We start from the raw sequence: 18,474 nt of genomic DNA, 5'->3' as shown, positions 1-18,474 counted from the left end.
GTGGGTGTTTTACAATTTATGCAGCAGTAATTTCTTTAGCAATGGGGCTAAAAATATTGGTAATTGCTCTACGTTTGGAACGAGTACACTGTAATGTCCATATATATTTTCAATCGTTTTTTGTTGACTTTCGCTAATTATTCCGTTTGCTAAAAACACATTGACTACTTCAATTCCTAATTTTCTCGCTTCTACAACCGCTTCGTGTGTATCTACAATCCCATTTTGATCATAGCCGAAAGCAGCTGGTTCCCCATCCGAAAAGACGAGTAAAAATTTTTGTTTTTCGTTTCTTTTTTGTAATTCTTCTGTCATTAATCGAATAGCCAAACCATCACGATTATCTTCTTGTGGCTCCAATTGCATAATTCTGGCCCCATGATCTTTTCTTAGAGAATCATCAAAATCAATAACAGTTTGAAAATAATTAGGTTGATAAGACGATGTAGCGTCGTTCGTATCCTCCCAAAAACCAACAATTTTATGCGGAACGCGAAGCGCTTTAAGAGATTCGTGAAATAAAATAATTCCTTTTTTTGTTTCTTCCATTTTGTCATACATCGATGCAGAACAATCGACAAGCAAAACAAAAACAGCATCTAATAACGGGGATGTTTCGTGTTTTTTATAGAATAAACGCGGATGTTCTTCTGTAAAAAAGCGTAATAGCTTTTTATTTAAACGACCTGCATGTAAATCCGTACGAGGGTGTATTTTTTTATGCTCGAGTACTTTTTCAATGGATCGTGTCAATTTTTTTTGATACGGCCCAATTACTCCCCGGTTACGTTCATACTGTTTAGTTTGCTCAATTGTCGGTGGCAAAGCATCCACAAATATCGGCTTAGCATAACGATTTTCTTTTCCGTATTCATACTCGGAACGTCCAGAAAGTTCGTAGCGATGCTCTTGTTGTTCTAAATGCGTATAATCATTATGTGTTGTTTTTTGTGATGAACCATGCACTATCCCAAGAGATTGGTCTCCCGCTTCCCCTTGACGAACTCCTTCCCCGAGCAAGTCAGTCTGTGAACCTTGTTCGAGATCAAACTGTAAAAAACTATTCGTCATATCGCTTGTTTCACGATGCCATGTATGCATCGTCTCTTGAAAAATATCTTCATTTTCCGATTTTTTATCAAGCACGTCATGGTTTTTCAATGGATCTTTCCGGCGAATATCTCCACTATCTTCTTGCTGATTAACGTAAATATACTCTGGGAGATGAAAATATGTGTTTAGCATATCAGTATCTAACAGTTCATCTAGCACATCTATCGTTGTGAGTACAATACGTGTAATGTGAGCAGTCGATTTTGCGTCATATACATTTCTTATTTCGCGCTCAACAAACGGAAGAGCTAAGCGTAAACGTTCAGGAAGAAAAATATCGTTTACGGGTTGTTCCGCTGTTAATAGTAAATATAAATAATTAAACAATGCATCTGTATAAACGCTTTTTATCATATTCACATTCCATTGAGTTTCGAAGTAATGGCGATATACATGTTTCCGAATAACGAACGCTTTTTTTGTACCAGGACGTACATGCCGGCATATATCTTCTAACCGCATATCTTCAAGCAACACAAATAACTGTTTAGCAAAGTTCGGAATAGAATATGCTTTTATTTGATGAAGGAAGAAAAGAATGTCTTTGTCACTTGTATAATGGAAATTTCCGATCGTCCGCAAAAACACATCGCTTTTTAATCCATATACGTACTGTTCTTTTGGACGATTATCCCAAAAGTGACTGACAACGACTTTTTTATGTTGCCGATCAAGATACGACTGATAACCGAACTCGAGCTCCATTTCCTCATCTTTTGTTAATGTTTTCACTAAATCAGATAGCTCCATAAACAAAAAAGAATCAACTTTTTTATCATTAAACATAATAAAACGATTCATGTAGCCACCCTCATTCATCAAACAACGTTTCGGCTAAATTGCGCACCGCAGCTTTTTCCCGGTCGTCCTCCAATTTTTCGACGATCGCTCGCTCGATTGCCCGTCGTGGTGGAATGTATACCGCTAAATCACAAGCATCGATCAACGCCCGAATGGAAGCAGCTTCTTCTGATACATATCCTTGCTTCACTTGAACAATTAAATCTGCGGATAGTGTAACAAAACGATCTAATAGCACTTCATTTGTTAGCTTCGTTTGTTGTTGTAAAATACGTTTTAATGCTTCACCTTGGACGTACGGCACATCAATGACAACAAAACGGTTTTTCAATGCTTCATTTAACGGTACTGTTCCAATGTATCCTTCGTTAATCGCTGCAATGACGCCAAATGTCGGCTTCGCTTTAACAACTTCCGCAGTAAATGGATTTGTAATCATTTTTCGATAATCGAGTACCCCGTTTAAAATCGGTAACGTTTCCGGCTTAGCCATGTTAATTTCATCAATATATAACAGATGCCCTTTTGTCATTGCTTCAATCACAGGCCCGGGGATAAATTCAATTGTTGCTTGCCCATTTGTTTGTTGAATCGTCTTGAAACCAAGCATCGCCTCAGCATCTAAATCAATTGAACAATTAATGCTGTGCATTGGCTGTCCAAAGAAAAGCGATAACGTTTCGGCTAGTTTTGTTTTCCCTGATCCTGTCGGCCCTTTTAACAACACATTTTTTCCTAGAGCCAAAGCAATAATTGCGTCATATAAAATGGACTCATGAGCGGGTGTATATGCCGTATATTCAGCCTGTTCGTCTATGTTATTTTTAAACATCTCTCTTCTTTCTTTAACGATCGCTTCAATCGTTTCTGGTAGTGTAAATGACTGTGTATAAATCATGATGTCATTCCTCTCTATATTTTCATACGTACGTATTGTACAAAAAACAAATGAATTTGTGCAAACAAAAGAACAGTTTAACATAATTATATTATGTTAACAAATGAATGAAAAAGGGAGCCACTCGGCATTACCGGCTTTTGACGAGTAGCTCTACCGCTTCTTGAATAAGTTTTTCACTTTCTAATGATCCTGTTTCTATATCCTTACGAATGCAATGTTCCAAATTAGCACTTACAACAACTGCAATAGCACGATCAACAGCACTACGAATAGCTGACAACTGAGCAACGACTTCTTTGCAGTCTTTCTGCTCATCCATCATTTTTAGTACGCCGCGAACTTGTCCTTCAATTCGCTTTAAACGGTTCTTCACTTGATTATCATATGTCATGTTCATCAAACCCCTTTTCTTATACCCTTATCAGTATATTAAATGAAATATAATTCTTTTGTCAACTAAAATTATCTTTGATCGCTTTACGGATAAGCGCTTCACAACGATCAAGTTCTGTTTTTAATTGTCGCTTATACAACTGGGCTTTCTTATATCCTTCCTCAGTAAAACGATAATAAACAACTTCTTGGTATTTCATTCCTTCTTTTTTCTTTTTTACTTGTTCTAAAATGCCATCTTCAATCAAATCATGTAGCGCTTTGTATACCTCTGAATGATTCGGACGATATCCAAATGGTTGAAACTCTTCACGAAGCACATCTAACAATTTCAATCCATACAATCGTTCCTGTTCAGTCAAAGTAATTAAATATAACTTTAAAAATGCGCGTTGCTTTAATAAAAATCCGCTCGGTTTTCTTTTTTCACTCATTTTTTCTCCTCCTTTCATATGACACATTCTTTACTTAAAAGAAAATTCCTTCTCCATTTCCATTATAATTGAACATTTTTATTTTTATTCAGTTTTTATTTAGAACATAGTTTTATGATATCAATTTTTTGTAAAAAAGAAGAAGGATCTTCCTCCTTCATTTAAAAACAATTGTTTTATTTTCATGAATAATGACACGGTCTTCTAAATGCCATTTTAAGGCGCGGACAAGAACCGTTTTTTCGATCATGCGCCCGATTCGCTTTAAGTCTTCTACATGATGCTTATGATCCACCCGCTCGACATCTTGCTCAATAATTGGGCCTTCATCTAAATCATCTGTTACATAATGAGAAGTAGCACCGATCAGTTTCACTCCGCGTCGATAAGCTTGCTCATATGGTCGTGCGCCAACAAATGCCGGTAAAAACGAATGATGAATATTAATGATTTGTGCTGGAAACGTTGCAACAAAATGTGGTGATAAAATTTGCATATAACGAGCAAGCACAATGACGTCCACATCGTGTTCCTTTAATAGTTGGATTTGTTTTTCTTCGGCTTCCTCTTTTGTTTCTCTTGTTACCGGTATATGATAGTATGGAATTCCAAAAGACTCTACCGTTTCTCTCATTTGTTCGTGATTGCTAATAACTAGAGCCAAATCTGCAAGTAATTCACCCGCTTGCCACTCCCATAGTAACTCTAATAAACAATGCTCTTCTTTTGAAACAAATATCGCTACTTTTTTCACATGCGTATGCAAGCTTAATCGCCAATTCATCTCAAACTGTTGTGCAATCGTTGCAAATTCCTTCTCTATCGTCTTTTTTCTTTCTGATATATTCGGAGCATCGAACTCGATTCGTAAAAAAAACGTACCGCCTTCAGGATCTGTCGAATACTGACTGGATTCCACAATATTAGCTCCCTTTTCGTACAAAAAAGTAGTGACAGCGGCCACAATGCCTGGTTGATCTGGGCATGAAATAAGCAAGCGTGCTCGATCTTTATATTTGTTCATAAACTTTTGCACATGTTTTTGTTGAAAATACATCGTAACTCCCCCCATAGACAGAAAAATGAAATAAAATAATAGCCTTTATTATAACAAATAAAAAAATAGTCGAGAACATATCCCGACTATTTTTTTACTTATTCAATATTTTTCTTACTCCAAATGCCCCTTTCCACGCAGGCGTAGATTGTTTATTAGATGAAAGATATGTGTATAACGCCCCCATAAATAATGAGCCACCAACGATATTCCCAAGCGTTACAGGTACGATGTTATGGATAATCCCCGCTACATGAATTGTATCTGGATGCTCGACAGCTAAAGCAAGTGAAAAAATAACAAAGTTTGCAATAGAGTGTTCATATCCGGAAGCAAAAAAGACGAAAACGATTAAAATCATCGCAAACATTTTTGCCATATCTTCCTTCATTTGCATTGGAATAAAAATAGCTAAACAAACAAGCCAGTTACATAAAATCCCTTTGACAAACAATTGTATCGTTGTTGCGTGCATTTTTTTCAAAGCAATTGCAAAAAGTAAATGATCCATCGGAATGTCATGAAAAATACCTGACTGTGCAATCAAAAAGGCGAAGAAAATCGCACCAAGCAAGTTGCCGCTATAACACGCCACCCAGTTACGAAGCGTGTCACCAACCGTTGTTTCTTTTTGAAGCGTACTTACAGTAAAGTACATCGTATTCCCTGTAAATAGTTCTGCACCGCCATACATAATCAGCACAAGGGCAATCCCGAAGAAAATACCGCTCACTAAATACGTTACAGGTGAATGAGCCTCATAAAAATATTGTCCGATACGTACGCAAAGAACGAGAGCAAAACCAATATGTACACCTGCCAATGCAGCACGAATCATGTATTGAAGGGGTGATGTTTGCAAAATGGAGCGCTTCTTTAATGCAAGCTCTTTACATGTTTGTAAAGCTTCCATTGTTTTCTCACTTCTCTTTCTATTTTGTGATATTTTTCACACTTATCCTACTCCTCTTTTTTCTGTTTTTCAATGCATTTGTGTAAATGTTAAAAGAACTGTCAACACTTTATTTTTGTAAACGTTTGCGAATAAAGTGACTATTGCAATTTTTTTATCTGATGTTCTCATCCTTTGCAAACTCATGCACAAATGTATTAATATAAAGAAGGCGCAAAATACATTGTTAGAGGAGGAAGCTATGAACTACATAAAAGAGCAAAATGGACAGCTATGGTTAACAGAAGATGAGCGTGAAAATTTAAAGATTAGTTATCGTATTAAAGAGATCGTTTACTCAGAACGCTCACCATTTCAACATGTGATGATTTTAGACTCATATGACTTTGGAAGAATGCTTGTGCTTGATGGCGTTGTACAAACAACTTCTATTGATGGACATATTTACAATGAGATGATTACACATGTTCCTCTTTCTCTTCATCCGTCGCCAAAAAAAGTTTTAATTATCGGTGGGGGCGATTGCGGTGCAGCTCGTGAAGTGGCGAAATATGAAGAGGTAGAAGAAATCCATCTCGTCGAAATCGATGAACTCGTCGTTCAAGCATGTAAAGAACATTTACCTGAGGTATCGGGAAATCTCTCTGATCCACGTGTTCAGTACGTATATAAAGATGGGATTCAATTTGTAAAAGATCACGTGAATACGTACGATGTCATTATCATTGACTCGTCTGACCCTATTGGTCCTGCCCAAGTATTATTTGAGTACGATTTTTATAAAAATGTGCATAAAGCGCTTAAAGAAGATGGAATGATGGTTTGTCAAAGCCAATCACCGATTTTCCATATGGATGTATTGAAACAAACATATGCAAATATTCGTCATTTATTCCCGCATGTTCACGTATATACAGCTACTGTTCCAACGTATCCTGGTGGGCTATGGAGCTTCACTCTTGGCGCAAAACAGCCGATTTTATTTGAACGGCTCCACACCTTCACAAAGCAGACGAAATATGCAAATGCTGATGTTTTAAGCCAATGTTTCCGTCTTCCACAATTTATGAAAGAGCATCTTCAATCGTAGTCGGAATGATTCCGGCTACGATTGTTGACAAAGAGGCGTTTTTATATTATGATGCAAAACGTAATGATTCCTATTTTCTTTGTAAGGAGAGTGCCTATATGCGTGTGAAAGTTATTTTACAATGTACAGAAACTGGAGATCGCAACTACATAACAACGAAAAATAAGCGTAACAATCCTGAACGACTGGAATTAAGAAAATATTGCCCACGTTTGAAACGCCACACATTACATCGTGAAACAAAATAATCCGCGGCATATGCCACGGATTATTTTTAATGCAAATGAATACGTCGTGCAAAATCAACAAATCGGAACTTATCAAGGCGGTGCCGAGACTCTGTATATTGAAATAGGCTTGCATCATCTAAGTAAACGTAATTTCGCACAACGACAACATGGGTATATTGCTTTAAGTTTAAATACATACAATCTTCTTCGGTACATTCTTCAACGAAAAATTCCTTTTTCGCGAAGCTAATTTTTAATTGCAATTCCTTCTCCAAATATTCATAAATGGACCGCTCACATATATCTTTAGATAAAAACGGAACAAATTTTTTATTAAAAAAGTCTTTGTCTAAAATAATACGCTCTCCTTCAATTTCTCGTACGCGCACCACTTTCCAAATTTCCTCTCGTGCGGTGACATGAAGATGTTTTTTTAACACTTCATCAGGTTTGACTATTTCAAGTTGCTCAACAATTGTTCGTGAAGGTTTTCCGAGTTTTTGCGCCAATTCCTTAAAACTAATGAGCCCCGAAATCGGAAAATCGAATTTACGAACATCTAATACAATTGAACCTTTCCCTTTAATTTTTTGAATGTAGCCATGCTCAGAAAGTAAGTTGAGTGCTTTGCGAATCGTTTCTCGCGATGTTTCATATTGTTCAACGAGTTGATTTTCGGAAGGAATTTTCATCCCTGGCTTAAAAATTCCCTTTTCAATTTTTGATAACAAGTCATTGTAAATCGATAAATATTTATTTTCACTCATTGTTTATCACCGAAAAATATTTTACCATTATTTTTTCAAGTAATAAACAATGGATTCATACGGACGTAACGTCATTCGTTTAAAGTCGTTTGGTGAATCATCGTAGTTTGATAATAAAACTTGACTAGTATATTCACTTATATCTATATGTTTTGGCCATTCAAACAACGTTTCTTGTCCATAAAAATTATTAATCACAACAAGTTTTTCATCGTTTCCGTTGCGAATATATGCAAAAATCGAAGGATGGTCTTCTAAAATGAGTTCGTAGTCCCCTGTCGTAATGATGTCATACTGTTTACGCAACTGAATGAGTTTTTGATAATGATAAAAAATAGATGTCGGATCTTGTAATGCTCGTTGAACATTAATTTCTTTATAGTTATTCGCCACAGAAATCCAAGGCGTTCCCGTTGTGAAGCCCGCATGTCGCTCATCGCTCCATTGCATCGGTGTTCGCGAATTATCACGTGATTTTCGCTGTAAAATATGCAACACTTCTTGTTCGCTTTTTCCTTTTTCTTTTAGTATACGATACATGTTCAATGACTCTACATCGCGGTAGTCATCAATTCGTTCAAATTTCGGATCGGTCATCCCAATTTCTTCACCTTGATAAATATAAGGTGTTCCTTGCATCATATGAATCGTTGTCGCAAGCATTTTTGCTGATTGCTTATGATAGCGTCCGTCATTGCCGTAACGAGAAACGATGCGTGGCTGGTCATGATTGCACCAAAATAATGCGTTCCACCCCCCACCCTTATGCATGTGAATTTGCCATTCCGATAAAATCTTTTTTAACTGTAAAAAATCAAAATCCGCAACTGCCCACTTTTCTCCATTTGGATAGTCGACTTTTAAATGATGAAAGTTAAACGTCATATTCAGCTCATGACGTTCAGGATTTGTATATAAAATACAGTGATCAATTGTCGTTGATGACATCTCTCCTACTGTCATCATATCGTACTTCGAAAATACTTCTCGATTCATTTCTTGTAAAAATTCATGAATACGTGGACCGTCTGTATAATACTTTCTTCCATCACCCGGAGGAATAGAACCGTCATCATCTAAAAATCGCTGATCTTTTGAAATTAAATTAATGACGTCCAAACGAAAGCCATCTACCCCTTTTTGTAGCCAAAAATGCATCATATCGTATATGCGTTTGCGTACCTCTTCGTTTTCCCAATTCAAATCAGCTTGTGTAACATCGAACAAGTGTAAATAGTACTGCCCTGTTTGTTCATCATATTGCCAAGCAGATCCTCCAAATTTTGATTGCCAATTGTTTGGCTCATCTCTCCAAATATAAAAATGACGATATGGGTTATCTTTCGATGAACGAGCTTGTTTGAACCATTCATGATCTGTTGACGTATGATTTACAACGATATCCATTACAATTTTTATGTTGCGCTTATGCGCTTCTTTAATAAGATTTTCAAAATCTTCCATCGTTCCGTACGGTTTATAAATATGATAGTAGTCACTAATGTCATATCCATTATCGCGCTGCGGTGACTCGTAAATCGGGGTGAGCCAAATGGCATCCACCCCGAGCATTTTTAAATAATCGAGTTTTTCTATGACTCCTTGCAAGTCGCCAATTCCGTCACCGTTTGTATCTTTAAAACTTTTCGGATAAATTTGATACACGACCGCTGTTTTCCACCATGGATGCATATTACTTACCGCCTTTCGTCTTTGCCAAGATGTATGTCAACGTAAATGGAACGACAAGAACAATGGCCATGCCGATGAAAAATGGTACCCATTTATCAGGGAAGATTGATAAAAAGCCAGGTAATCCACCGACACCGATAGAAGACGCCTTTACTTTATTGATCGTAATAAAAATGCCTGCCGTTGCCGAACCAATTAAAGCCGAAATGAATGGATAACGAAATCGCAAGTTTACACCAAACATCGCTGGTTCTGTAATGCCTAAATAAGCGGATACAGCCGATGTAAACGATAAACCTTTCAATTTTTCATCTTTTGTTGCGAACATCATCGCAAGTGCTGCTGAACCTTGTGCAATGTTTGATAAAGCAAGCATCGGCCATAAAAATGTCCCACCTGTACTACCGATCAGTTGTAAATCTACCGCTAAAAACGTATGATGCATTCCTGTGACAACAAGAACAGCGTACAATCCCCCGTATACGAGTCCACCTAATGCAGCAAAACGATCAAATAGTGCGACAAGACCATCTGTTAAAGCGTTTGCAATACCGAATGTTACAGGTCCGATTGCAATGAAAGAAATAAATCCCGTCAAAAGCAACGCAATTGGAGCAACAAGCAACAATTGAAACGCTTCTGGAATACGTCTTTTTAAAAATACTTCTAATTTCGCTAACACATATGATGAAATTAAAATAGGTAACACTTGACCTTGGTAGCCGATTTTCTGAACGTCAAATCCAAATAAATTCCAATAAGGTACTGTTCCTTCTTGTACAGCGGAAGCGTATGCCCATGCATTTAGTAATGCTGGATGAACGAGCATAAGACCAAGTACAATTCCGAGCAACTCGCTTCCTCCGAATTTTTTTACCGCTGACCAACCAATTAATCCTGGTAGAAAGACGAACGCTGTGTTAGCAATTAAGTTGATCATATCAGCAAAATCGCGCCATTGTTCATGAACATCAACAATCGATTTTCCTTCATAAAAAATTCCTGGACCTGTTAAAATATTGTTAATCCCCATCAATAAACCGGCTGTGACGATGGCTGGTAAAATCGGAATGAAAATGTCAGCTAACGTTTTAATAGCACGCTGTAGTGGATTTAAGTTTTTTTCGGCAGCATCTTTGATCTCTTGCTTCGTTGCTCGACCAATCCCAGTCATTTCAACCATTTCGTTATACACTTTATCAACTAGTCCTTGTCCGATAACAACTTGAAACTGACCGTTCACCGAAAAAGAACCTTTCACAATATCAATGTTTTCTAGCGCTTCTTTGTTCACTTTTCCTTCATCTTTTAGTGCGAAGCGAAGGCGCGTCACACAATGTGTAGCGGCGATAATATTCTCTTTCCCACCGACCGCTTGAACAATTTGCTCCACAGATTGTCGCATCATTTATTCCTCCTTAGTTAAAGCGATTACAACATTTCTTATAAACTTGTATATACAAGTCGACTTGTTTGTCTCTATTTTAACTTGTATATACAAGTTAGTCAACCGCTTTCAAATAATTTTCAAAGAAAAAAGATGCCCATGTGGACATCTTTTTCACATTTATTTACTTTCTTTTTTTCGTGCATACATCGCCGCATGTCTTTTAATTTCACCAATTAATCGCATTTCTTCTTGCTTAGAAATCTCTAATGAAAGACCGTATTGAAACTCATTTGCATATGCTTTTTTCCAAATCACAATACCTCGAACGGATATTGGTTGGTCGACAATCGTAAACTGTAACTCCACTTCGAGTTCACCTTTGGCGGAGTCAATGGGTAAATTTAAGTTTGTCTCCAGTCGAATACCGCGTGGACTAATATCGTGAATTTCGGCCGCTCCTTTATCCGTTTCTACTTCCCGTTCCCCAATACGTGTAATACGAAACGTACAAGGAAGCGGTTGACCAAATTGATATCGAAAAGGTTCTTGACGTTTAAACCTCATCATAAATCCCCCACATACAAACTATGCCTTCTTCAATATAATTGAAATCATAAATAAATGCAAGGGAATTATGACCATTTCACCCATGTATCTGTCACGTTACCTGTTTCGTCACAATCAATTACATACGTAACATTACCATATCGATCGCTTAGTCGTAACTCATCGACATGGACGTCTTCCGTCATTCCTTTCTCTGTCCTTAAGATAACGCGACCATGTGAAAGGAAGTGACAACTTACTAATCGATGTGGATTCGTTTTCACTTCTTTAACGAGAAGTTGTCCTCGTTTCGCACGAGTAGATGGTTCGACCTCTGTCCGAGCGATTTTTTTCACCGCTCCACGTTTTGTTACAAGAATTATGTTTTCGTCTGTTGCCTGTTGACCAGAAACAACATAATCTCCATCTTTTAAATGAATGCCTTTTACTCCCGCTGCTCGAACGCCTACTTCTCCAATTTCTTCTTCTGAAAACAATAATCCGTATCCGTATTGTGTGACAAGAAATATATGTCCCATTCCGTTTGTTTGATATACGTTCACAACTTCATCATCTTCTTTTAATCGCATAGCAACAAGCGGCTTAGAATAACGTTGCGCTTTATAATGAACGAGATGTGTTTTTTTCACCAACCCTTGTTTTGTAATAAATAATAAATACCCGTTGTCAAAATCTGCGATTGGGATGGCACTAGTCAATTGCTCGTCTCGATCAAGCGGAATCATATGAGAAATGTGTTGACCAAGATCTTTCCAACGAATGTCTGGAAGTTCATAAACAGGACAATATAAATAGCTTCCTTTATTTGTAAATAACAATAACGTATGTGTTGTATTCATCTCAAACATTCCGAGCAACCTATCGCCCTCTTTCATTCCGATGTCCTGTCCGTTCGAGGCGCTATAGGATCGAAGGCTCGTGCGTTTAATATATCCGTCTTTTGTAATAGTGACAATGACATCTTCCTCTGGAACAACAACGTTCATTTCAATTTTAATTTCTTTTATTTCTTCTTCAATGGTCGTTCTTCGTTCATCGGCATACGTTTTTTTCATTTTTCTTAATTCCGATTTAATGACAGATAATAGCTTTTTTTCACTTTCTAAAATCGATGTTAGCTGCTCAATTTTATCATGAAGCGCATTTGCTTCTTCACGTAAATCATAAATATCTGTATTCGTCAAACGATATAACTGCAATGTGACAATGGCTTCTGCCTGAGGTTCTGTAAACCCATATCGATCCATTAAATTCGTTTTAGCATCTTTTTTATCTTGAGAAGCGCGAATCGTTGCGATGATTTCATCTAAAATGGATACAGCTTTCATTAATCCTTCCACAATATGAGCACGCTCTTTTGCTTTTCGTAATTCATAACGCGAACGATTGGCAACTACTTCTTTTTGATGCTCAATATATGCGTCTAACATTTGCAGTAAATTTAATAATTTCGGTCGACGCTCATGAATAGCGACCATATTGAAATTGTACGTAATTTGTAAATCTGTATTTTTATATAAATAGTTTAAAATACCTTCCGCGTTGCCGTCTTTTCTCACTTCGATAACAATGCGTAATCCTGTACGATCTGTTTCATCACGCACATCAACAATTCCATCCAATTTTTTTTCTAGACGCAATTCATCAATTTTTTTAACTAAGTTCGCTTTATTCACTTCATAAGGAATTTCTGTGATAACAATCGCTTGTTTACCACCTTTCCCTTGCTCGATCGTGGCTTTCCCACGAATAACGATTTTACCTTTTCCTGTTTCGTATGCTGTTTTAATGCCTTCTTTTCCTTGAATGATACCGCCAGTTGGAAAATCTGGTCCTTTCAGTACCGTCATTAAATCATCAACCGTACAAGTCGGATGATCAATACGCATGATAACGGCATCAATTACTTCTCCTAAATGATGTGGTGGAATTTCTGTTGCATAACCTGCTGAAATGCCTGTGGAACCGTTGACGAGCAAATTCGGAAACATCGCTGGTAATACAACTGGTTCTTTACTCGTATCATCGAAGTTCGGTACAAACTCTACCGTTTCTTTTTCAATGTCGCGCAACAATTCTGATGCGATGGCAGATAATCTTGCTTCTGTATAACGCATCGCTGCGGGTGGATCTCCATCAATACTCCCATTATTCCCATGCATTTCAATAAGTACATTTCTTACTTTCCATTCCTGACTCATGCGTACCATCGCTTCATATACAGAAGAATCACCGTGCGGGTGAAAATTACCGATGACATTTCCGACCGTTTTAGCCGATTTACGAAATGGCTTATCCGATGTGTTTCCATCTACGTACATTGCATATAAAATGCGGCGTTGCACCGGCTTTAATCCATCGCGTACATCCGGCAAGGCGCGCTCTTGAATAATATATTTACTATATCGGCTGAATCGGTCTCCAAGCACATCTTCAAATGGTAAATCTAATACGCGTTCCATTCCCTTATTCCCCCTCAGCTGTCATTACATGATCGTTTTCTAAAATATTCATATCGTCCTCTAAACCGAATTGCACATTTGATTCAATCCATTTCCTTCTCGGTTCTACTTTATCGCCCATTAATGTTGTTACACGACGTTCTGCACGTGCTGCATCATCAATACGAACACGAATAAGCGTCCGTGTTTCAGGGTTCATTGTCGTCTCCCATAATTGATCGGCATTCATCTCACCGAGTCCTTTGTAACGTTGAATCGTATATCCTTTACCGACCTTTTTCAAAATCGACTGCAATTGTTCATCCGTCCATGCATATTCCACAACTTCCTTTTTACCAACTTTTTTACTCACTTTATACAGCGGTGGAAGAGCAATAAACACTTTGCCCGCTTCAATAAGCGGTCGCATATAGCGATAAAAGAACGTCAACAACAATACTTGAATATGCGCGCCGTCTGTATCCGCGTCAGTCATAATGATCACTTTGTCATAATGAATATCATCGAGTGAAAAATCAGCCCCGACACCGCCACCAATGGCATGAATGATTGTATTAATTTCTTCGTTTTTAAAAATATCGGTTAATTTCGCTTTTTCCGTGTTAATCACTTTCCCACGAAGAGGTAATACAGCTTGAAAGCGACGATCACGGCCTTGTTTCGCAGATCCACCAGCTGAATCCCCTTCAACTAAATACAACTCATTTTTTTTTGGATTTCGCGTTTGAGCAGGCGTTAACTTTCCGCTTAATACGTGCTCTTTTCCTTTGCGCTTTTTTCCCGACCTTGCTTCTTCCCGAGCTTTTCGTGCAGCCTCACGCGCTTGAAACGCGCGAATCGCTTTTTTAATTAACAGCGTTGCAATATCTGGGTTTTCATTTAAAAAATACGTCAGTTTTTCACTAACGACCGCTTCAACAGCGGAACGAGCTTCAGGTGTTCCTAATTTGCTTTTCGTCTGCCCTTCAAATTGCAAAAGTGCTTCTGGAATGCGAACAGAAATGATGGCAGATAATCCTTCACGGATGTCTGTCCCTTCTAAGTTTTTATCTCTTTCTTTTAATAAACCTACTTTTCGTGCATATTCATTAAACACGCGAGTCATCGCTGTTTTAGCCCCAATTTCATGCGTCCCTCCATCTTTCGTCCGGACATGGTTTACAAACGAAAGCATGTTTTCTGCGTATCCGTCATGAAATTGGAAAGCAAACTCGACTTCAATATCACTTTGCTCACCATTAAAAAATACAACAGGGTGAAGCACGTCTTTTTCCTCATTTAAATATTGCACAAACGCCTCAATGCCGTTTTCGTAATAAAATGTATCGCGCAAACCTGTTCGTTCATCGTATAATTCAATTTTTAACCCCTTTAATAAAAATGCAGATTCTCTCAACCGTTCACTAATCGTTTCGTAATGAAACGTCGTTGTGCTAAAAATCGTTGGGTCTGGTTTGAATTGAATTTTTGTCCCTGTTTGTTTTGTTACTCCAATTTTCTCAAGTGTAGTCACAGGTTTTCCACCATGTTCAAACCGTTGATAATATATAAACCCATCACGATGAATGGTCACTTCTAACCACTCAGACAAAGCATTCACAACAGAAGCGCCAACACCGTGTAACCCACCGCTCGTTTTATAGCCACCTTGACCAAATTTTCCTCCAGCATGTAATACCGTCAAAATAACTTCTGGAGTCGGCTTTCCTAACTTATGCATGCCTGTAGGCATCCCACGTCCTTCATCTTGCACGCTAATGCTTTGGTCATTATGTATCGTTACAATAATACGCTTTCCATATCCAGCAAGCGCCTCGTCCACTGCATTGTCTACAATTTCATATACGAGATGGTGCAAACCACGACTATCTGTACTTCCAATATACATCCCCGGACGTTTACGAACCGCCTCTAACCCTTCTAACACTTGAATGGCGTCTTCGTTATATGTAAGAAGCTGCTTATCTGTCACAATCATTCCCCTTTCACAACAAGAACATTTGTTTCTATTTTTTTGACTTTCTCTATTTTAACATACATTAGTAAAACGTCCAACGTCGTGAAGAAAAAGAACGACCATTACAAAAAGAATGGTCGTTTTTACCGTGTGAGCGCATGTTCTACTTTGATGCAGCGATCCATCACAACCGTATACCCTTTTTCTGTTAAATCATGATATACGCCTTCATCATATACACCTAATTGCGCCCAAAACACGTCTGCATCCATTTGAACAAACTGTTCAGCGATTTCACGCAAATGTTCAGAGCGACGGAACACATTAACAATATCGACATGTCCTTCGATATCTGTTAACGTAGCAACGGCTGGAATGCCTTCCCACTCTTTAATAAGAGGGTTAACTGGAATAATGTCGTAGCCTGCCTCTTTCATTGCTTTTGCAACCATATAAGATGTACGCTCAGGACGATCTGACAATCCTACCACAGCAATTCGCTTCGCCTTGTTTAAAATTTGTTTAATTTGTTCACGACTTGGACTCATATCATCTACCTCCCATAATAAACTAGTATTTCTTCATGTAAAAAAATAATCCTGCCTTCATTTTTTAAAAAAGCATGTTACAATAAAAACATAACCTCCATAGAGGAAATATGAATGGAGTAGAGGGGGCATATGATGTCTGTTTTGCTTGTGATTTTCGGTTACTTACTTGGTTCAATTCCGTTCGCGTTGATCGTTGGAAAAGTAGGGTATGGAATTGACATACGTGAACACGGGAGCGGCAATTTAGGTGGAACAAATACATTTCGCGTGCTCGGTGTAAAAGCGGGATTAATTGTGACAATTGCTGATATTTTAAAAGGGACGTTAGCCGCAAGCTTACCTATATTGTTTTCTATAGATATTCACCCGCTTCTTACAGGAATGTTTGCTGTGTTTGGTCATACATATCCGGTGTTTGCTCAATTTCGCGGTGGAAAAGCGGCTGCTACATCTGGTGGAGTGTTGTTATTTTATTCACCCGTTCTATTTATGACGATGTTAGCTGTCTTTTTTCTCATTCTATATATATCAAAATACGTTTCACTTTCATCCATGTTAACAGGCGTGTATGCGACCGCTTATGCATTTATATGGACCGATGATGTTCCTTTGCGCATTGTCGTCACATTATTAACACTTTTTGTGTTTTATCGTCACCGAGCGAACATAAAACGTATTTTAAACAAAACAGAACCGAAAGTGAAGTGGTTATAGTGGCTACATGTCATTTACCAAAACAATTTGTAACGAAAATGAATGCTTTGCTTCAAGATGAAGCGGAGCGTTTTTTTGCGACATACAATGAAGAAAAAGTCAACGGTTTACGGATCAATTCATTGAAAGTATCACCATCAACATTTTTAAACATAAGCCCATGGGAACTTGAACCGATCCCTTTTTGTCCTACGGGATTTTATTATTACAACGCCCAACCCGGAAAACATCCGTATCATGCTGCCGGATTGTATTACATTCAAGAACCTAGCGCCATGTTTGTCGCTGAAGTGCTTGCCCCATCCCCAAGAGAACGAGTGCTCGACTTATGCGCAGCGCCGGGGGGGAAAACGACACAATTAGCAGCGATGATGAATAACGAAGGTTTTCTACTGGCAAACGAAATTCATCCAAAACGCGTCAAAGCTTTATCTGAAAATATTGAACGGCTCGGAATTACAAATACTGTTGTGACAAATGAAACGCCTGAAAAATTATCGGAAACGTTTGAAGGGTTTTTTGATAAAATTTTAGTTGACGCTCCATGTTCAGGGGAAGGCATGTTTCGAAAAGACGCAGAAGCGATCCAATTTTGGAGTTTAGAACACGTTCAAAAATGTGCACAAACACAACGACACATTTTATCATGTGCTTATAAGATGTTAAGTGAAGGAGGCACACTCGTTTACTCGACATGCACATTTTCTCCAGAAGAAAACGAGCAAATCATTGACTGGTTTTTAGCAACTTACGAGGATATGGAATTAATACCAATTGAAAAAAAACATGGCATTCAACCAGGTGTGTCACATTGGACAAACACACATCATGGAAACATTGCACATACAGCAAGGCTCTGGCCGCATCATCTAAAAGGTGAAGGACATTTCGTTGCGAAAATGCGCAAACGAGGGAGCACAAAACATTGGAATGGAAAAACGGTTGCATGTAACGTCCCTAAAGTGATGTGGCGTGATTATGAAACGTTTAAGAATCATACCATCCAAACAACAATAAAAGGAACGATGTATGCGTTTGGCACGCACTTATTTGCCCTCCCACATTCGTGCCCTCGCTTAGATGGCTTAAAAGTTGTTCGTCCTGGTCTCCATATCGGAGAATGGAAAAAAAATCGTTTTGAACCAAACCACGCTTTAGCGATGGCATTAACAAAACAACAAGTACAAGCATATCTGTCTCTTACATTTGAAGAAAGCCTCCGATATATGAAAGGAGAAACATTACAAACGAACGGAGATCGTGGATGGATATTAGTGACTATTGATGGATATCCGCTTGGTTGGGGCAAAGAAGTAAAAGGAGTTGTAAAAAACTTTTATCCTAAAGGATTGCGAATCAAATAGGATGTCCCAGCTTGTCGACAAAGTCGACAAGCTGTTTTAATATATAGGTATAAGGGTATAGGAGGGGGAAATCGGATG

The 18,474-nt window shown here is 38.1% G+C and carries 17 protein-coding genes; 4 read left to right on the top strand and 13 right to left on the bottom strand.

Annotation, left to right across the window (positions count from 1 at the left end; translation table 11 throughout):
- Positions 1-9 precede the first annotated feature (9 nt).
- The 6 genes from LD028_RS07680 to LD028_RS07655 all read right to left on the bottom strand — a co-directional run bounded on the left by LD028_RS07680 (position 10) and on the right by LD028_RS07655 (position 5,612).
- The gene (locus LD028_RS07680) at positions 10-1,914 is read right to left on the bottom strand and encodes a vWA domain-containing protein (protein WP_237811464.1); all 1,905 of its coding nucleotides are present in this window, start codon (positions 1,912-1,914) and stop codon (positions 10-12) included.
- A gap of 10 nt (positions 1,915-1,924) precedes the next feature.
- Entirely contained in the window at positions 1,925-2,746 is an 822-nt protein-coding gene (locus tag LD028_RS07675) for an AAA family ATPase (RefSeq protein WP_237811478.1), read from the bottom strand.
- 196 nt (positions 2,747-2,942) lie between these two features.
- The gene (locus tag LD028_RS07670) at positions 2,943-3,206 is read right to left on the bottom strand and encodes a metal-sensitive transcriptional regulator (protein ID WP_041638381.1); all 264 of its coding nucleotides are present in this window, start codon (positions 3,204-3,206) and stop codon (positions 2,943-2,945) included.
- Between the two features lie 61 nt (positions 3,207-3,267).
- Positions 3,268-3,642: a replication termination protein gene (locus LD028_RS07665; protein WP_003397201.1), complete on the bottom strand. Its 375-nt coding sequence runs from the start codon at positions 3,640-3,642 to the stop codon at positions 3,268-3,270.
- A 157-nt stretch (positions 3,643-3,799) separates the two neighbouring features.
- Positions 3,800-4,699 (bottom strand): formyltetrahydrofolate deformylase, encoded by a 900-nt coding sequence (gene purU, locus LD028_RS07660; protein ID WP_237811463.1) that lies wholly within the window; start codon positions 4,697-4,699, stop codon positions 3,800-3,802.
- A 94-nt stretch (positions 4,700-4,793) separates the two neighbouring features.
- On the bottom strand, positions 4,794-5,612 hold the full coding sequence (locus tag LD028_RS07655) for a formate/nitrite transporter family protein (RefSeq protein WP_237811462.1): 819 nt from the start codon (positions 5,610-5,612) through the stop codon (positions 4,794-4,796).
- 241 nt (positions 5,613-5,853) lie between these two features.
- On the opposite strand from LD028_RS07655, the gene speE reads away from it, so the two are divergent.
- Positions 5,854-6,702: a polyamine aminopropyltransferase gene (gene speE, locus LD028_RS07650; RefSeq protein WP_237811461.1), complete on the top strand. Its 849-nt coding sequence runs from the start codon at positions 5,854-5,856 to the stop codon at positions 6,700-6,702.
- A gap of 98 nt (positions 6,703-6,800) precedes the next feature.
- Positions 6,801-6,950 (top strand): 50S ribosomal protein L33, encoded by a 150-nt coding sequence (gene rpmG / locus LD028_RS07645; RefSeq protein WP_237811460.1) that lies wholly within the window; start codon positions 6,801-6,803, stop codon positions 6,948-6,950.
- Between the two features lie 26 nt (positions 6,951-6,976).
- On the opposite strand, the gene treR is transcribed toward rpmG, so the two are convergent.
- From treR to LD028_RS07610, 7 genes are all read right to left on the bottom strand, one after another.
- Complete coding sequence (gene treR, locus LD028_RS07640; protein WP_237811459.1) at positions 6,977-7,699, bottom strand: trehalose operon repressor; 723 nt, start codon at positions 7,697-7,699, stop codon at positions 6,977-6,979.
- Between the two features lie 27 nt (positions 7,700-7,726).
- Positions 7,727-9,391, bottom strand: coding sequence for an alpha,alpha-phosphotrehalase (gene treC / locus LD028_RS07635; protein ID WP_237811458.1), 1,665 nt, complete (start codon positions 9,389-9,391; stop codon positions 7,727-7,729).
- A 1-nt stretch (position 9,392) separates the two neighbouring features.
- Complete coding sequence (gene treP, locus LD028_RS07630) at positions 9,393-10,796, bottom strand: PTS system trehalose-specific EIIBC component (RefSeq protein ID WP_237811457.1); 1,404 nt, start codon at positions 10,794-10,796, stop codon at positions 9,393-9,395.
- 162 nt (positions 10,797-10,958) lie between these two features.
- Positions 10,959-11,345, bottom strand: coding sequence for a PilZ domain-containing protein (locus LD028_RS07625; protein WP_237811456.1), 387 nt, complete (start codon positions 11,343-11,345; stop codon positions 10,959-10,961).
- Positions 11,346-11,413: 68 nt separating this feature from the next.
- Positions 11,414-13,810 (bottom strand): DNA topoisomerase IV subunit A, encoded by a 2,397-nt coding sequence (gene parC, locus LD028_RS07620; protein ID WP_237811455.1) that lies wholly within the window; start codon positions 13,808-13,810, stop codon positions 11,414-11,416.
- A gap of 4 nt (positions 13,811-13,814) precedes the next feature.
- Complete coding sequence (gene parE / locus LD028_RS07615; RefSeq protein WP_237811454.1) at positions 13,815-15,788, bottom strand: DNA topoisomerase IV subunit B; 1,974 nt, start codon at positions 15,786-15,788, stop codon at positions 13,815-13,817.
- 122 nt (positions 15,789-15,910) lie between these two features.
- On the bottom strand, positions 15,911-16,315 hold the full coding sequence (locus LD028_RS07610; RefSeq protein ID WP_237811453.1) for a CoA-binding protein: 405 nt from the start codon (positions 16,313-16,315) through the stop codon (positions 15,911-15,913).
- A 135-nt stretch (positions 16,316-16,450) separates the two neighbouring features.
- Between LD028_RS07610 and plsY the strand changes: the two genes are divergently transcribed.
- Together plsY and LD028_RS07600 are read left to right on the top strand one after the other, a co-directional pair.
- Entirely contained in the window at positions 16,451-17,032 is a 582-nt protein-coding gene (gene plsY / locus LD028_RS07605) for a glycerol-3-phosphate 1-O-acyltransferase PlsY (RefSeq protein WP_237811452.1), read from the top strand.
- Positions 17,032-18,396 carry an RsmF rRNA methyltransferase first C-terminal domain-containing protein gene (locus LD028_RS07600; RefSeq protein WP_237811451.1) on the top strand — a complete coding sequence of 455 codons (1,365 nt, stop codon included), beginning with the start codon at positions 17,032-17,034 and terminating at the stop codon, positions 18,394-18,396. Before plsY ends, LD028_RS07600 begins: the two co-directional genes overlap by 1 nt.
- The last annotated feature ends 78 nt before the right edge of the window (positions 18,397-18,474 follow it).

The sequence above is a fragment of the Anoxybacillus sp. LAT27 genome (assembly GCF_022030075.1).
GTDB lineage: Bacteria > Bacillota > Bacilli > Bacillales > Anoxybacillaceae > Anoxybacillus > Anoxybacillus kestanbolensis.
This window is presented reverse-complemented; position numbering and strand designations above follow the sequence as displayed.

Excerpts from the sequence above, each read along its gene's own strand:
- LD028_RS07680 (WP_237811464.1), bottom strand. The coding sequence starts at position 1,914 with ATGAATCGTTTTATTATGTTTAATGATAAAAAAGTTGATTCTTTTTTG.
- LD028_RS07675 (WP_237811478.1), bottom strand. The coding sequence starts at position 2,746 with ATGTTTAAAAATAACATAGACGAACAGGCTGAATATACGGCATATACA.
- LD028_RS07670 (WP_041638381.1), bottom strand. The coding sequence starts at position 3,206 with ATGACATATGATAATCAAGTGAAGAACCGTTTAAAGCGAATTGAAGGA.
- LD028_RS07665 (WP_003397201.1), bottom strand. The coding sequence starts at position 3,642 with ATGAGTGAAAAAAGAAAACCGAGCGGATTTTTATTAAAGCAACGCGCA.
- purU (WP_237811463.1), bottom strand. The coding sequence starts at position 4,699 with ATGTATTTTCAACAAAAACATGTGCAAAAGTTTATGAACAAATATAAA.
- LD028_RS07655 (WP_237811462.1), bottom strand. The coding sequence starts at position 5,612 with ATGGAAGCTTTACAAACATGTAAAGAGCTTGCATTAAAGAAGCGCTCC.
- speE (WP_237811461.1), top strand. The coding sequence starts at position 5,854 with ATGAACTACATAAAAGAGCAAAATGGACAGCTATGGTTAACAGAAGAT.
- rpmG (WP_237811460.1), top strand. The coding sequence starts at position 6,801 with ATGCGTGTGAAAGTTATTTTACAATGTACAGAAACTGGAGATCGCAAC.
- treR (WP_237811459.1), bottom strand. The coding sequence starts at position 7,699 with ATGAGTGAAAATAAATATTTATCGATTTACAATGACTTGTTATCAAAA.
- treC (WP_237811458.1), bottom strand. The coding sequence starts at position 9,391 with ATGCATCCATGGTGGAAAACAGCGGTCGTGTATCAAATTTATCCGAAA.
- treP (WP_237811457.1), bottom strand. The coding sequence starts at position 10,796 with ATGCGACAATCTGTGGAGCAAATTGTTCAAGCGGTCGGTGGGAAAGAG.
- LD028_RS07625 (WP_237811456.1), bottom strand. The coding sequence starts at position 11,345 with ATGAGGTTTAAACGTCAAGAACCTTTTCGATATCAATTTGGTCAACCG.
- parC (WP_237811455.1), bottom strand. The coding sequence starts at position 13,810 with ATGGAACGCGTATTAGATTTACCATTTGAAGATGTGCTTGGAGACCGA.
- parE (WP_237811454.1), bottom strand. The coding sequence starts at position 15,788 with ATGATTGTGACAGATAAGCAGCTTCTTACATATAACGAAGACGCCATT.
- LD028_RS07610 (WP_237811453.1), bottom strand. The coding sequence starts at position 16,315 with ATGAGTCCAAGTCGTGAACAAATTAAACAAATTTTAAACAAGGCGAAG.
- plsY (WP_237811452.1), top strand. The coding sequence starts at position 16,451 with ATGTCTGTTTTGCTTGTGATTTTCGGTTACTTACTTGGTTCAATTCCG.